At 27.3% G+C, this 14,477-nt stretch carries 13 protein-coding genes; 8 read left to right on the top strand and 5 right to left on the bottom strand.

Annotation, left to right across the window (positions count from 1 at the left end):
• Window positions 1–93 precede the first annotated feature (93 nt).
• From metG to GFV00_RS01630, 3 genes are all read left to right on the top strand, one after another.
• The gene (gene metG / locus GFV00_RS01640) at window positions 94–2,133 is read left to right on the top strand and encodes a methionine--tRNA ligase (RefSeq protein ID WP_160556567.1); all 2,040 of its coding nucleotides are present in this window, start codon (window positions 94–96) and stop codon (window positions 2,131–2,133) included.
• Between the two features lie 159 nt (window positions 2,134–2,292).
• On the top strand, window positions 2,293–2,853 hold the full coding sequence (locus tag GFV00_RS01635; RefSeq protein ID WP_160556568.1) for a hypothetical protein: 561 nt from the start codon (window positions 2,293–2,295) through the stop codon (window positions 2,851–2,853).
• A 140-nt stretch (window positions 2,854–2,993) separates the two neighbouring features.
• Window positions 2,994–3,944, top strand: a complete 951-nt coding sequence (locus GFV00_RS01630) for an endonuclease (protein ID WP_160556569.1) — start codon at window positions 2,994–2,996, stop codon at window positions 3,942–3,944.
• Window positions 3,945–3,961: 17 nt separating this feature from the next.
• Here GFV00_RS01630 and GFV00_RS01625 read toward each other — a convergent pair whose 3' ends face one another.
• A complete protein-coding gene (locus GFV00_RS01625) occupies window positions 3,962–4,312 on the bottom strand; it encodes a hypothetical protein (protein WP_160556570.1) in 351 nt (116 codons plus the stop codon).
• A gap of 145 nt (window positions 4,313–4,457) precedes the next feature.
• On the opposite strand from GFV00_RS01625, the gene GFV00_RS01620 reads away from it, so the two are divergent.
• A complete protein-coding gene (locus tag GFV00_RS01620) occupies window positions 4,458–5,135 on the top strand; it encodes a hypothetical protein (protein ID WP_160556571.1) in 678 nt (225 codons plus the stop codon).
• 797 nt (window positions 5,136–5,932) lie between these two features.
• On the opposite strand, the gene tig is transcribed toward GFV00_RS01620, so the two are convergent.
• Complete coding sequence (gene tig / locus GFV00_RS01615; RefSeq protein ID WP_160556572.1) at window positions 5,933–7,291, bottom strand: trigger factor; 1,359 nt, start codon at window positions 7,289–7,291, stop codon at window positions 5,933–5,935.
• Between the two features lie 461 nt (window positions 7,292–7,752).
• Between tig and GFV00_RS01610 the strand changes: the two genes are divergently transcribed.
• Together GFV00_RS01610 and GFV00_RS01605 are read left to right on the top strand one after the other, a co-directional pair.
• Window positions 7,753–8,514, top strand: a complete 762-nt coding sequence (locus GFV00_RS01610; protein WP_160556573.1) for a DUF3822 family protein — start codon at window positions 7,753–7,755, stop codon at window positions 8,512–8,514.
• Window positions 8,511–9,065, top strand: coding sequence for an RsmD family RNA methyltransferase (locus tag GFV00_RS01605; protein WP_160556574.1), 555 nt, complete (start codon window positions 8,511–8,513; stop codon window positions 9,063–9,065). The genes GFV00_RS01610 and GFV00_RS01605 overlap by 4 nt, the downstream gene beginning before the upstream one ends.
• A 110-nt stretch (window positions 9,066–9,175) precedes the next feature.
• Here GFV00_RS01605 and GFV00_RS01600 read toward each other — a convergent pair whose 3' ends face one another.
• Window positions 9,176–9,958: a nitrilase-related carbon-nitrogen hydrolase gene (locus tag GFV00_RS01600; protein WP_160556575.1), complete on the bottom strand. Its 783-nt coding sequence runs from the start codon at window positions 9,956–9,958 to the stop codon at window positions 9,176–9,178.
• A 301-nt stretch (window positions 9,959–10,259) separates the two neighbouring features.
• Between GFV00_RS01600 and ahcY the strand changes: the two genes are divergently transcribed.
• Together ahcY and GFV00_RS01590 are read left to right on the top strand one after the other, a co-directional pair.
• Complete coding sequence (gene ahcY, locus GFV00_RS01595) at window positions 10,260–11,573, top strand: adenosylhomocysteinase (protein WP_160556576.1); 1,314 nt, start codon at window positions 10,260–10,262, stop codon at window positions 11,571–11,573.
• A 358-nt stretch (window positions 11,574–11,931) separates the two neighbouring features.
• Window positions 11,932–13,143 (top strand): acetate/propionate family kinase, encoded by a 1,212-nt coding sequence (locus tag GFV00_RS01590; RefSeq protein ID WP_160556577.1) that lies wholly within the window; start codon window positions 11,932–11,934, stop codon window positions 13,141–13,143.
• 252 nt (window positions 13,144–13,395) lie between these two features.
• Here GFV00_RS01590 and GFV00_RS09720 read toward each other — a convergent pair whose 3' ends face one another.
• Together GFV00_RS09720 and GFV00_RS01580 are read right to left on the bottom strand one after the other, a co-directional pair.
• Complete coding sequence (locus GFV00_RS09720; protein WP_255448754.1) at window positions 13,396–13,950, bottom strand: PH domain-containing protein; 555 nt, start codon at window positions 13,948–13,950, stop codon at window positions 13,396–13,398.
• A gap of 256 nt (window positions 13,951–14,206) precedes the next feature.
• Complete coding sequence (locus GFV00_RS01580) at window positions 14,207–14,449, bottom strand: hypothetical protein (protein WP_160556578.1); 243 nt, start codon at window positions 14,447–14,449, stop codon at window positions 14,207–14,209.
• Between the last annotated feature and the right edge of the window lie 28 nt (window positions 14,450–14,477).

Raw genomic sequence — 14,477 nt, 5'->3', positions numbered from 1 at the left:
AAAAATAAGATAATCCTTTTTTAGTATTTTGTTACTTTGTACCTTTGTTAAAGATTGCATACTGCATTTTTTAAACAAAAAACATAATATTAAATGAGTAGATATACTATAACTACAGCACTTCCCTATGCAAATGGCCCTTTACATATAGGTCATTTAGCAGGAGTATATATACCTGCGGACGTGTATGCCCGATTTTTAAGAAGAAATGATCATGATGTTATATTAATAGGAGGGTCAGATGAACACGGAATTCCAATTACGATAAGAGCAAAAAAAGAAGGTGTTACTCCTCAAGATGTGGTAGATAGGTATCATGAATTAATGAAACAGACATTTACGGAATTGGGAATTTCGTATGATAACTATTCGCGTACAACGGCTCCTATACACATTAAAACAGCTCAAGAATTTTTTTTAAAATTATACGAGGATGGAAAATTCATTGAAGAAGAAACAGAACAATATTTTGATGAAAAAGCAAATGAATTTTTAGCAGATCGATATATTGTAGGAACCTGTCCTAAATGTGGTAATACAAACGCATATGGAGATCAATGCGAAAAATGTGGTTCCACATTAAGTCCGGATGAATTAATCAATCCCCATTCCATGTTAAGTGGTGAAAAGCCTATTTTAAAAAAGACGAAGCATTGGTATTTACCCCTTAACGAATATCAAGAATTTATTTCCGATTGGATATTAAAAGGTCATAAAAAAGATTGGAAACCCAATGTATACGGTCAAGTGAAATCATGGTTGGAAGAGGGACTTAAACCTCGTGCCATGACTCGAGATTTAGACTGGGGAGTACCCGTGCCTTTAGAAGGAGAAAAAGGTAAAGTTCTATATGTTTGGTTTGATGCACCGATAGGGTATATTTCATCTACCAAAGAATGGGCGGAAAGAACAGGAAAAGATTGGAAACCTTATTGGCAAGATAAAGAAACTAAGTTGGTTCATTTTATTGCAAAAGATAATATTGTTTTTCATTGCATAATTTTTCCGGCTATGTTGAAAGCTCATGGGGATTATATATTACCGGACAATGTACCGGCTAATGAGTTTTTAAATTTAGAAAACGATAAAATATCAACTTCAAGAAATTGGGCGGTTTGGGCGCATGAATATCTTGCCGATTTTCCGGGAAAACAAGATTCATTACGATATACTTTAATAGCAAATGCCCCTGAAACAAAAGATAATAATTTTACTTGGAAAGATTTTCAAACTAAAAATAATTCAGAATTAGTAGGAATTTTTGGTAATTTTATAAATAGGGTATCCGTCCTAATTAATAAATATTATGATGGAGAAATACCCGAAGTTGGAAATAACTTTCATTCCGAAGAATTAGAATATCTTTCTAAAATATCCAAAGAAATATCAACTTATTTATCTAACTACGAATTTAGGAACGGTTTAAGTTCTTTAATGAATTTAGCTCGTTTAGGTAATAAATTTTTACAAGAGCAAGAGCCGTGGAAAAAAATTAAAGATGAACCGGAAAAAGTAAAAGAAACTTTATACGTATCAGCTCAAATTGCTGCTTATCTAGGGGAATTATCTGAGCCATTTATACCTTTTTCTTCGCAAAAAATAATGAATGGATTAAATCTAACTTATCATTCATGGAAAGATCTTAAATCAAGTAAAATCTTGTTACCTTCCGGAAGTAAAATAAATCTTATACCCCTTCTTTTCGATAAAATTGAAGATAAACAAATTGATTATCAAATTGAAAAATTAGAAAATTCAAAAAAACAGAATGCTTCTCTAAATAATAACCGGGCCGAACCTCAAAAAGATAATATCACATTTGATGAATTTGAAAAGATTGATTTAAGAATAGGTACCATATTGGAAGCCAAAAAGGTTGAAAAAGCTGATAAATTATTGCAATTTAAAATAGATACAGGAATAGATGTTCGAAATATTGTATCGGGAATTTCAGAAAGCTTTACTCCTGAAGAATTAGTTGGTAAGCAGGTTACCGTACTTGTTAATTTAGCTCCTAGAAAAATACGCGGCATTGAAAGTCAAGGGATGTTACTTTTATCAAAGAATATAGATGGAAAATTTTCATTTATAACGCCTGATGATGCCATTGAAAATGGTGTATCTGTAAAATAATTTCCGAATATTTAAATAATATAAAAACCCCTTTGTTTTTGGGGTTTTTATTTTATTAATTTATATTATTTAAATATAATAAATAATATTTATTTTATTGTTAAAAAGGGCAGTGGTATAATTTTTGTATTTTTATTAAAAATTTTAACACTAAAAAATATGGAATGTTTATTTAATTCAATTTCTGAATTTATTAGTCCGGAAATTGTGTCCAATATTTCTAAAATTTTAAATGAAAAGGAATCAAACATTATTCAAGCCCTTCATACTACAACAGCAAGTTTACTTGAATTAATTTTAGAAAAAGGAGAGCAAAAAAAACTTGAATTTATATTTAAAGGTATAGGTACAATGAATATATTATTTAGTGTTTCAAATTTATTTTTGGATCCAACGAATTTAAAGAAGCATTGTGCAAGTTCTAAGTTTTTAATTTTTTTACTTAAAGATCGATTAGAAGAATATTATTCGTTAATTGCCTCTTCCTCTCAAATATCTATAGTAAATTCCAAAAATATAGTGAATAAATTAGGTTTATTAATATCCGCCTTCCTAGGTGAAAAAATAATTTCTAATATAAGTTATGTTACTATTTTAAATCAACTGCAAGATGAAAGGAATGACTTTCAGATATATATACCTTTTGAAATGTCAGAGATTTTAGATGAATTTAATGTTAAGGCTTATCTAGAACAAAAATTTTGGATATCGTTTTTTTGATGATAGCAATTAATTTAATAAACCAATTTTTTGACTTTTCTAAATAATCAATAAATTATATATATTAAATAAGTTTACATTATCTTACCGATTATTTATATTGCTAATTAAATAATACATTTGATATATAAAGAATATTTATGCATCATACCATTGCATTTTACAATGTTGAAAATTTATATGAATCCGGAAATAATAAAAATATTGGCGATTTACCTTTTCAAGGTAGTCGTTCCTGGAACATTTCAAGATATAAAAATAAATTAGCTAAAATAGCCAAAACCATTAGTCGTATAGGAGAAGAAGAAACTCAAAAGTTACCAACGTTTTTTGGTTTATGTGAAATTGAAAATAAAAAGGTGATAGATGAACTTCTTGAAGAATTTCCTTTTAAAGCTAATTATGGTTATGTTCATAAAGATTCATTGGATGAAAGAGGTATAGATACTGCTTTTTTTTACAATAAAGAATTCTTTACTATTGAAGATTCAGAATTTATAAGAATTCCAATATTTAATAGTGATGGTAGTAGAGATTATACAAGAGATATTACGTATGCAAAGGGAAAACTTGAAAATATAACCATTCATTTTTTTGTATTGCATTTACCCTCTAAACGAGAAAATAATATTAATGTATCTAAACGTATTCATATACTTCACGAATTAAGAAAAAAAATTAATGAAATTTTTGATAAGGATATCTTAGCAAATATTATTATAATGGGTGATTTTAATGAAGATCCAACCACCACCTATTTATATCAACAACTTTGGAATAAAAAAACGATACAAGAATTAAAAGAACGCGAATTGTATAATCCCTTTGAGAATTTATATAAAAGAGATTTATACAGTACTTTTCATGAAGGAAAAGGGATGCTTTTTGATCAAATTATTTTTTCCAAATCTTTTTTCGACGAAAACAGCAAGCTCAGATATTCAAATTCTAATGTATTCAATGCTCCATTTCTACAAAATCCGGATAGGGAAAAATTAGGTAAGCCTTGGCGGACCTATACAGGAAGTAGATATTTAGGGGGATATAGTGATCACTTTCCCGTATATGCTATTATTGAAAATATAAAATAAAAATAAGATTTTATATTTTATACTTTGAAATATTTCTTTTTCAACATATAGATAATATCTTTTTGAGTAATGAATATTTCATCAATAAGGGTATCTGACTCATTCATTACCGGTTTATCTTTAGGAAAATCATTCGAATCTAATAACATAGATCCATTACCTGTGAGCAGCCAAGTAGGATTTAATTCCGGAAACGTATGTAAAATTTTTTCAATAGTATCTGTATGTAAACCCGACTTGTTCCTTCTAGCCCTTCCGATAAGTCCAACAGATAAATTTGCTAACTTAGTTAGTTTGTTATCATTTAGGTTTTTATAAACCATAAAATCTAGTAATCTGTCAATAGTAGTTTTATGTTTATTTTCCATAATTTAACGAATAAAATAATGAATATATAAAAAATAAGGTATGTTTATTAATAGTACAAAATTAAAAAAAAAGTTTTATATTGATAATTTTCAAGATTAAATATTTATATTTACAATTAAAATAGTTGTGTAACTGCTTCAATATATGATACAAAAAGATTTTTTAGAGAACATTATCGCAATTTTTAAACAGAATGATAAATTTGAATATGTTGACTTTAAAGTTGATATAAATCAAAATACTATTAAAATTATATATCTAATAGAACCCAAATATTATATTTTATTTAAAGATGAAAATTATTTCATTGAAAAAAAAGATAACGAAAAATACACTATTTCAGGAAAAGCAGTTCCCGGCAGATTTTCAATGCATGAAGATTTCATTATAGATTCAATTGCTAACGTATATATAAAAATAGAAAAATGGTTGGAAGTTATTTGGAATGAAATTTCATTAGCTTCACCATTAGGTCTTTTGGCAGAAGAACAAGAACAAATAGATAAAATTTGTGAAAAATTTGATGAATATGATGATTATTTCAATACGGAAGAAATTATAAGAATTAAACAAAATCTTAAACTCCTTAGAAAAAAGCTTGAAGAAGAAATAACATCTATTGTTGATGACGAAGAGATTAGCAGATTGGAAATTCAAAAAATGAATAAGAATTTTGATACATTGGAACAAATACTACCTTCACTAAAAAAGAAAGGGTGGGTGAGAAGCTTGACCGGAAGAGTATTCCATAATATGAAAAGGTTATTGGATCTTAGACAAAAATTAATATTGGATTCCTACAATAAGCATAAAGAAGAATAGAAAGTTAACTTATCTATTAGTAATTTTTATAATGCTATTATAAATTTCTATATGGAAAAAAATCTATTAAATAAAGATTCAAGGATAAAATATATAGTTAAAATTTTCTAAAATTTTATGCATATAATTTTATAATAATTTTAACATTGCTCATTTTTTGTCTCTTTTTGTTGTATAATTGTCTAATAATCAAATAAATATTTTTTTTTCAGTATTGAAAATATATAGTTTTTTGTCAATAATTGATTAAATGAATTTAAGCGGTTTTGGATATTAGAAAAAAATCTATAACTTTGTAATCAAATAAATGAGGCTAAGGAAAATAAAGATTAATGTAAAGAAATTAAAAATTATTAAGTAGAATATAACATAATATAAAGATATAAACACTAAAAACTAAAAATTATTAATTTAACACTAAAGCTTAACACACTTTAACACTAATAACTTTATTAGAATTAATTAATTAACGCTTTTAACACTAAAATTATTAATTAACACTAAGACTTAACACACACACTTTAACACTAAAAGCTTAGAAGAATTATTAATTAATTAACACTAAAACTCAATTTTGAAATTGAAAGATCATAATTGATTGAGTATTTATTAGAAAAGTCATCTTTTTAAAACAAAAAGGTGACTTTTTGCTTTGCAATATACATATAATAAATTAAATGATATATATTTTTTTTTAAAATTTATAAAAAAACAGACTATTAAAATAGCCTGTTTAAATATATTATTAAGAATGAGATTAATACATTATATCATTATATATACTTCAATGTTTTAACTTATTTTTTAGCTCCCTTTTCTTCTGATTCTTTTTTCAGTATTTCATCAAACTTTTCTAAAGTAACAGTTTTTTCTTTTTTCTGAATTTTTGAATCAAAAATTTTGAATAATTCTTGTTGAATTAAGTTACCGGACGATTGACGAACATGTTCTTCATTTTTCATTGCATTCGCAACATATTTGTCTAACTCCGAATCAGGAATATCTACATATCCATACATTGCAAATTGTTGTTTCATTTGATTTTTAGTGAATTCAACCAAATCATTATATTGTACGCTTACCTGATTATCTGAAAGAATTTGACCTTCAATTAATTGATAACGTAAAGCTTTTGCAGATTTTTCATATTCTACATCCGCTTCTTCATCGGTCATTGGTTCTTTGGACTTGCTTTTAATGAATTTTTTCAAAAATTCTGTCGGTAAATCGAATTGTATAGTATCTAATAACCATTCAACAGAATCATTCATGAATTTAGTATCAGATTCCTTTTTATAATAATTTTCGATTTCTTCTTTAATTTTAGCTCTTAATTCTTCTTCGCTCTTAATTTTATCTTTACCGTAAACTTTATCAAAAAGATCTTGATTTAATTCCGCTTTTGTTCTAATAGAAGTTTTTTCAACAGTAATTTTTAAATTGGCATTAAAGTGATGAGCATCTTCATGGGAAAGCCCAAAGAAATGTTGAAGTTGATGTACATCATTAAATAAATCTTGAGCCTTGATAGTAATTAAATCACCCTTTTTCTTACCTAAAAAAGAATCTTTATTCTTTAAATCGTCTACCATAAAAGTTATAGTAGTATTTACACCACCTTCTACAGGATTTCCGTCAGCATCAATTTCTTCTACTTCTCCTACAAAATTTCCACCTTCTTCAATAGCGTCGGCGTCTACAACTTCTCCAAATTGAGTTTGCATTCTAGCAACAGTATCATCAATCTCTTTTTCAGTAGCCTCAATTTTATAATAAGGGATTTTAGCTTTAGAAAGATCAACTTTGAATTCAGGAGCTAATCCTAATTCAAATTCAAAGGTCATATCTTGAGCATTGGTATCCAATTCATTATTTTCTTTGGGCAAAGGTTGCCCTAAAATGGATAATTTATTTTCAGAAATGAAGTTACTTAAAGCATCATTTAAAACTTTGTTGATTTCTTCAAAAGTTACCGCACCTTCATATTGTTTTTTAACAATACTCATCGGAGCTTTTCCTTTTCTGAAGCCAGGCATATTCAGCTTTTTACGATAATCATTAAGTGATTTCTCAACGTTGGGTTTATAATCTTCCGGCTTAATGGTGATTTTAACAATAGTATTTAAATCATCTATTTTGTTTTGTGTAACGTTCATTTATATTCTAATTTATAAGCGGGCAAATTTACAAAAACTATTTAAAAAATGGAAATATTTTAATACTAAGGATAAAACAGAAATAATATTTAATTCTCAATAAATCTGTCATTTATCAAAATTATACTTCCTAGATTTTATGTATTTTTTTAAGTAATTAATAAAAAATGTTTAATATGTTATTGTTTACTATTGTATAAATAAATAATTCATCAAGATAAACATGAATATTAAATTATACAGTTTTATAAATGGTTTAAACAAAATTGATTTAGATAAATAAAAAAAATCTGATCAATCACTTAATTTTAAAAAAGAAAATATAGTTTTACTATCAAAATATACAATTAGTTAATTAAATACCGGTCCATAGACTAATTTCATAAAGTTTTTAATGTATATAAAAATTGTGTATGATGTTGATATGATTTATATTTGCTATTCATAATAATAATCAAGCTTTGAAAAAAAGTAAACGATTACATACCTCCAATCCATCATTATCTACTACAGTAAATTTTTTATTTGAAGATAAAAAAGCTTCTTATATTATAAATAATGAAAAAAAAATTATACATTATGAAAATTTAGTGAACCAAGTAGATAAAGAAACCCTAACACATAAACTCTTAAAAAATAATTTTTTTAATACCAAGTGTAATTTTTTAGACATTACACTATTAAATGACAAATTTACCCTTATTCCCAATGAATTTTTTGAAGAAAGAACTGCAGAAAAGTTTTTAAATCTTAATGTTCCGCATTTAGAAAATTTAGGAATACGATTTAATTTAATCCCCAATTTTGATTTAGTTTTAGTTTTTTATTATCCCGAAATAATTGAAATTCTTTTTACCTCTTATTCAGAAAAAATAAGAATTTCTCATACGGGATTTAAATTTTTATCAAAAATTAACAAAAACCTTTACAGTAATGGTTTTTTTATACACATTTACGATCATTATTTTGAGATATCCATCATAGAAAATCAAAAATTAATATTATATAATATATATCCATACAAAAAAGTTGAGGATATAGAATATTTTTTGAAACTTATTGCAAACACTTTATCCCAAGATCTTTCAACCCATATATTATATTATTACCATATACCGCACCATCTGAATGCAATAAAAAAATTAGAAAAGCTTTTTCAAAAGGTAGTACCCGGTGATGAAAACACTTTTAAAAGAGAAAATTATACACTATTAGATATATGATACGAATTATATCAGGAAAATTAAAGGGAAAGAAGATTTCAGCCCCCAAACATTTTGATGTTAGACCCACAACTGATTTTGCGAAAGAAGCATTATTTAGCATTATTTCCAACAGATATATGATATCGGATATTTCAATGCTCGATTTATTTTCCGGGATTGGTTCAATAGATTATGAATTTGCTTCGCGTGGTTGTAAAGATATAACCTCGGTAGAATTGAACGGAAAGCATGTTAAATTTATTCAAGATACCATTAAACTCTTAGGAATAAATGAAGTAAATGTGATAAAACAAAATGTTTTTAGTTTTTTAGAAAAACAAAGCTATAAAAAATATGATCTCATATTTGCAGATCCCCCTTTCGATTTAGAAGATAAACAATACGAAAATTTAATAAAATCTGTATTTGAGAATCATTTTTTATCCGATCAAGGAGAATTTATTTTAGAACATAATACAAGAAAAGATTTTTCCGAATTTCCAAATTTTACCGAATCCAGAAAATACGGTAATGTTCGATTTTCTTTTTTTAGTTTATCTCAAGAATAACCAGAGTAATACATGTTTATACGAATTATCTTAATTATAGAAGATATAAGTTTTATAATTAAAAATAATTTTAAAAATTCATAAAGGATAAATTTGTTTCAATTTCTTTTCTAATCATTTAAAATTTTAAAATGATCTCGTTCTTCTAAAAAATTATACTGAGATCTCAATTTCTTTATTTCATCTAGTGAAATAGTGTGACTATAAATTGCATTACGGTTATTTGTTAAATTTAACTTTTTACCAACGGGTGTGTAAATAGACGAATGACCAATATAATTGAGCCCGGTTGGTTCAGAACCGATTCTGTTTACTCCGCAAACATAACATAAATTTTCAATGGCACGAGCTTTCAATAATGTATCCCAAGTATCTATACGTGAATCCGGCCAATTAGCAACATTTATCAATAAATCATAATACTCCGTATTTCTGAACCAAACCGGAAAACGCAGATCAAAGCAAATTATTGGACAAATTTTCCATCCTCTATAGGAAAAAACAACGCGCTTATTTCCCGATGTATAAGATTGATTTTCTCCTCCGTATGAAAATAAATGTCGCTTATCATAATACGTTACTATTTTTCCTTCAGCAACAAAGATAAATCGGTTATAAAAATTGCCATTATCTTCAATTACTAGACTTCCGCAAATAGCGGTGTGTTTTTTTATAGAAATTTCAATCATCCACTCTATTGTTCTACCGTCCATTTTTTCAGCGATTGTAGTAGGATTAAGACTGAAACCGGAATTAAACATTTCAGGTAAAATAATAAGATCCGATGAAGTTAAATCTTCTAAAAGTAATGATAAAAAAGAAAGATTTTCAGAACAATTTTCCCACTGAGGAGAATATTCGATTAAATTGACAAATAAATCGTTCGTAATCATACTATAAATTTTACAAAAACGTATCTTTTTAAATACTAATAAATACTTTAACCCAATTTATAAAATATATTTAACATTAATATTTAAGAATCAAATTAGTAATATTAAAAAATAGTCTAAGCATAACCTAAAAAATTTATTGATCCTATATTCAATTACCGCGAAAATTTAATATCTAACTGCATGGATTTTTAGATTTTATTCTTTTATAATACAAATCTACGAATTTATTAATTTTTAAAGATAAATTTAAGTTGTAAGTTGTGAATTAAATTAATAACTTTGAATAAATTTTATTAGTATGAGCACAAAAATTGATTATATCCCTTATAAAGTAAAGGATATCTCACTGGCCGATTGGGGAAGAATGGAAATAGAATTAGCTGAAGCAGAAATGCCCGGATTAATGGCCTTACGTAAAGAATATAAAGACGAACAGCCTTTGAAAGGCGCAAGGATAGCCGGTTGTCTTCATATGACTATACAAACCGCTGTTTTAATTGAAACTTTGCAAGCATTAGGAGCTGAAGTTTCTTGGAGCTCATGTAATATTTTTTCTACTCAAGATCACGCAGCAGCTGCTATAGCAGCTAAAGGAACCTCTGTATATGCTTGGAAGGGAATGAATGAAGACGAGTTTAACTGGTGTATTGAACAAACTCTTTTCTTTGGTGAGGATAAAAAGCCGTTAAACATGATTTTAGATGATGGAGGAGATTTAACAAATATGGTTTTAGATAAATATACCGAGTTAGTACCGGGAATTAAAGGTTTATCAGAAGAAACTACTACAGGGGTACATCGTTTGCATGAAAGAGTAAAAAACGGTACGTTGTTATTACCGGCCATCAATATAAATGATTCCGTGACCAAGTCTAAATTTGATAATAAATACGGATGTAAAGAATCTGCTGTTGATGCAGTACGCAGGGCAACAGATTTAATGATTGCGGGAAAAGTAGTTGTAGTTGCAGGATATGGTGATGTAGGAAAAGGTTCAGCAGCTTCATTTAGAGGAGCAGGAGCCAGGGTTATAGTTACTGAAATCGACCCTATATGTGCCTTACAAGCCGCAATGGATGGTTATGAAGTTAAAAAGATGGATTATGCCATTACCAAAGCTGATATTGTAATTACTTGTACTGGAAATTGCGATATTATTCAAAGTAAGCATTTCGAGAAAATGAAAGATAAAACCGTAGTTTGTAATATAGGACATTTCGATAATGAAATTGATATGGCCTGGTTAAATGCCAACTATGGATCTACAAAGGTTACTATTAAGCCGCAAGTAGATAAATATACGATTAATGGTAAAGATATTATTGTTCTTGCCGAAGGTCGATTAGTAAATTTAGGTTGTGCAACCGGTCATCCAAGTTTTGTGATGAGTAATTCTTTTAGCAATCAAACGCTGGCTCAAATAGAATTATGGCACAATTCAAATAACTATGAAAATAAAGTTTATACCTTGCCTAAACATTTAGACGAAAAAGTTGCCATGCTTCACCTGGCTAAAATAGGGGTTGAATTGGATACTCTTTCAGAAAAACAGGCAAAATATATTGGAGTTCCTGTTAAAGGACCATTTAAATCGGATGAATATAGATATTAATAAATTCATTACTACACTAATTATGATCCGGAATTTTTCCGGATTTTTTTTTTGCTTTTACTAATTATGTTTAGGGTTTATTTAAAGCATTATTTTAAATTGAACAAGTGCTTATCAAGCATTAAAATTTGGATAAATATTAAATTCTTTAATAAGAATACTATTTAATTGGGTATTTAACATTTTTAATTAAACTTTTTAAATGAATCATCCTTTAGACATATCAATTAGAAATACTAACTTTTATGAAGTAAAAAGATTAAAATGAGATAAATAATAAAATTATTAATCTACAAGATTCATTTAATTTTTTGCATAAAAATTTAAAAGCTATACTTTTGCATTAAAAATTATAAGGATGTTAATATTAGTTATTAATGCAGGAAGTTCTTCTATTAAATATCAATTGCTTAACATGGATTCAAACTCCGTTATTGCTAAAGGATTGGTAGAAAGAATAGGTACGACTGGCGGAATTATTACACACAAATATCTGAAAAACGGCATTTCAGATAAAAAACAAATTCATCAAGAATTTCCTACACATGTTGAAGGAATGAAACTTATTGTTGAATTGTTAACAGCAAAAGATGTTGGAGTTATTAATGATCCATCAGAAATAAAAGGAGTAGGACACCGAATTGTACAAGGCGGGGGGAAATTTAACGTTCCGGTTTTAATTACTGATGAAGTAAAAAACGAAATTGATGAAATGAGTGCATTAGCACCCTTACATAATCCTGCTAACTTGTTAGGTATTGAAGTTGCGCAAAAATTTTTCCCAAATACCCCTCAAGTAGCTGTATTTGATACAGCATTCCATCTTACTATGCCACCTAAAGCATACAGATATGCAATTCCGAACCATTTTTACACAGATCACAAGATAAGATCTTACGGAGCGCATGGAACAAGTCATAAATACGTAAGAAGGCAGGCCGTAAATTACTTAAATAATCAAGAAGCTAAAATCATAACTATTCATTTAGGAAATGGATCAAGCATTACCGCTATTAATGAAAAAGGGGAGAGTATTGATACCTCAATGGGCTTTACCCCGCTTAATGGTTTAGTTATGGGTACTAGAAGTGGAGATATAGATCCATCCGTTCTTTTTTACATGGTTAGAGAATGCGGATTAAAATTCGAGGAATTGGATGATCTGCTAAATAAAAAATCTGGAATGTTAGGTCTTACCGGAAAAAGCGATGCAAGAGATGTTGACGAGATGTATTTAAACGGTGATCCAAACGCTATTTTGTGTTTAGACTTGTATTCTTATAGAGTTAAAAAATATATTGGAGCGTATATAGCCGCTTTAAATGGTGTGGATGCGATTGCTTTTACAGCCGGAATTGGTGAAAATGATGCGCAATTACGTTCATTAATTTGTAAAGACTTAGATTACTTAGGTATTAAATTGGATGAAAATAAGAATGTTGAATTGAGCGGTCCGGAAAAGGTAGAAGAAGTTCAGGCTTCCGATTCAAAGGTTAAAATAATGATAATACCTACTAATGAAGAATTAGAAATAGCTAATGAAACTTTGAACATTTTAAAGAAAATGTAACAGGTAATAGTAGATGTAAGATAAAAAATAAAAGCTGCAAATTATTGCAGCTTTTATTTTTTATTAAGTATAAATAACTTACCAATTTTGTATAAACAACTTCCACATTTTGTTGTTGAGGAAGAGTTATAGTAGAAATAGATATTATTTTATAAAGAAATATTGAAAATAATTACGTATTCTTGATACTTGTTTTTTTAACATTATATAAATTGTGAGTACGCAATTGAAAGAAATCAAAATTAAATGTATTTAAGATTTTATTCCTAATAATTGATTTTTCTTAGCTTTAAATTCCTCATTAGTGATAATACCTTTTTCTAGAAGTTCAGCAAATTTAGAAATTTCATCTGCGCCACTTTTAAATTCGTTTATTGGGTGGGATAAATTATTTTTGTTTTTAGCATTGTTCATTGCTGTATCAAAGATACCTATAAGTTTTGTTGCGACACTTGATTTATATGATACAAGTACTTCAATAGATTTAGTATTAGAATTTAGCTTGATTTTACTCCCAGTTAATCCATTAGAAAAACTATCTATCGAATCCAAATCTATCAAATTAAAACTTTCCATTCTTACATTAAAAAGAATTTTACTATATACAAAAACTCTTTTGTCAGTAAATACAAAAATACCTGGAAATCTTTTCTTTTTTGAACCTGTATATATTTTAGCATTTGTAGGAGCTATATATAATACAGTTTCATCGGAACGTAATTGCTCAACAGCTCTATTAATTTTTTTTTTGTTAAATAAAGTACTTATTCTGTACTCATTAATTATTTTTTCAACATCTTTTCTCATAAAGTTAGTTTTAATAATTTTTATGTTATATCATTGTAGATTCGTAATTAACACATCCAAATAAGTAAAATTATAACTTTAATTAGTATTTAAAGCATCAAAGATAGATATTTAAGAATGAGATATATTTTTTTAATTTTTTAATATAGAACAACCTTGAAGTTTGAATATTACTTTAAATTTTAGATTTAATAAAATAAAAAGCACTAAAATAACAACTTTAATTTCTGGAGAACATTTTATGTAGCCCACAAACTTATTTTAAATAAACAACTTCCACATTTTGTTGTTGAGGAAGAGTTTTAGATTTCACCTCATCAGGAGCTATCTGACCATTTATTTTACCTTTATTTTCTGCAATACCAAAAGTTAACCAATATGGAAGGATACATACTAAAAAAGTAAGACACCAAAAACCTATAAAGGCAATTAATAAAAATAAAATAAATCCAATAAACTTCACAAATGGCCAAGCACCTATATAAAGCAATGTTACCATAATACAATTATTATATATTGTTTTGCTC

This window comes from Apibacter sp. B3935 (assembly GCF_009827705.1).
Lineage (GTDB): Bacteria > Bacteroidota > Bacteroidia > Flavobacteriales > Weeksellaceae > Apibacter.
The sequence above is the reverse complement of the archived record's forward strand: the minus strand, read 5'-3'. Positions and strand labels throughout refer to the sequence as shown.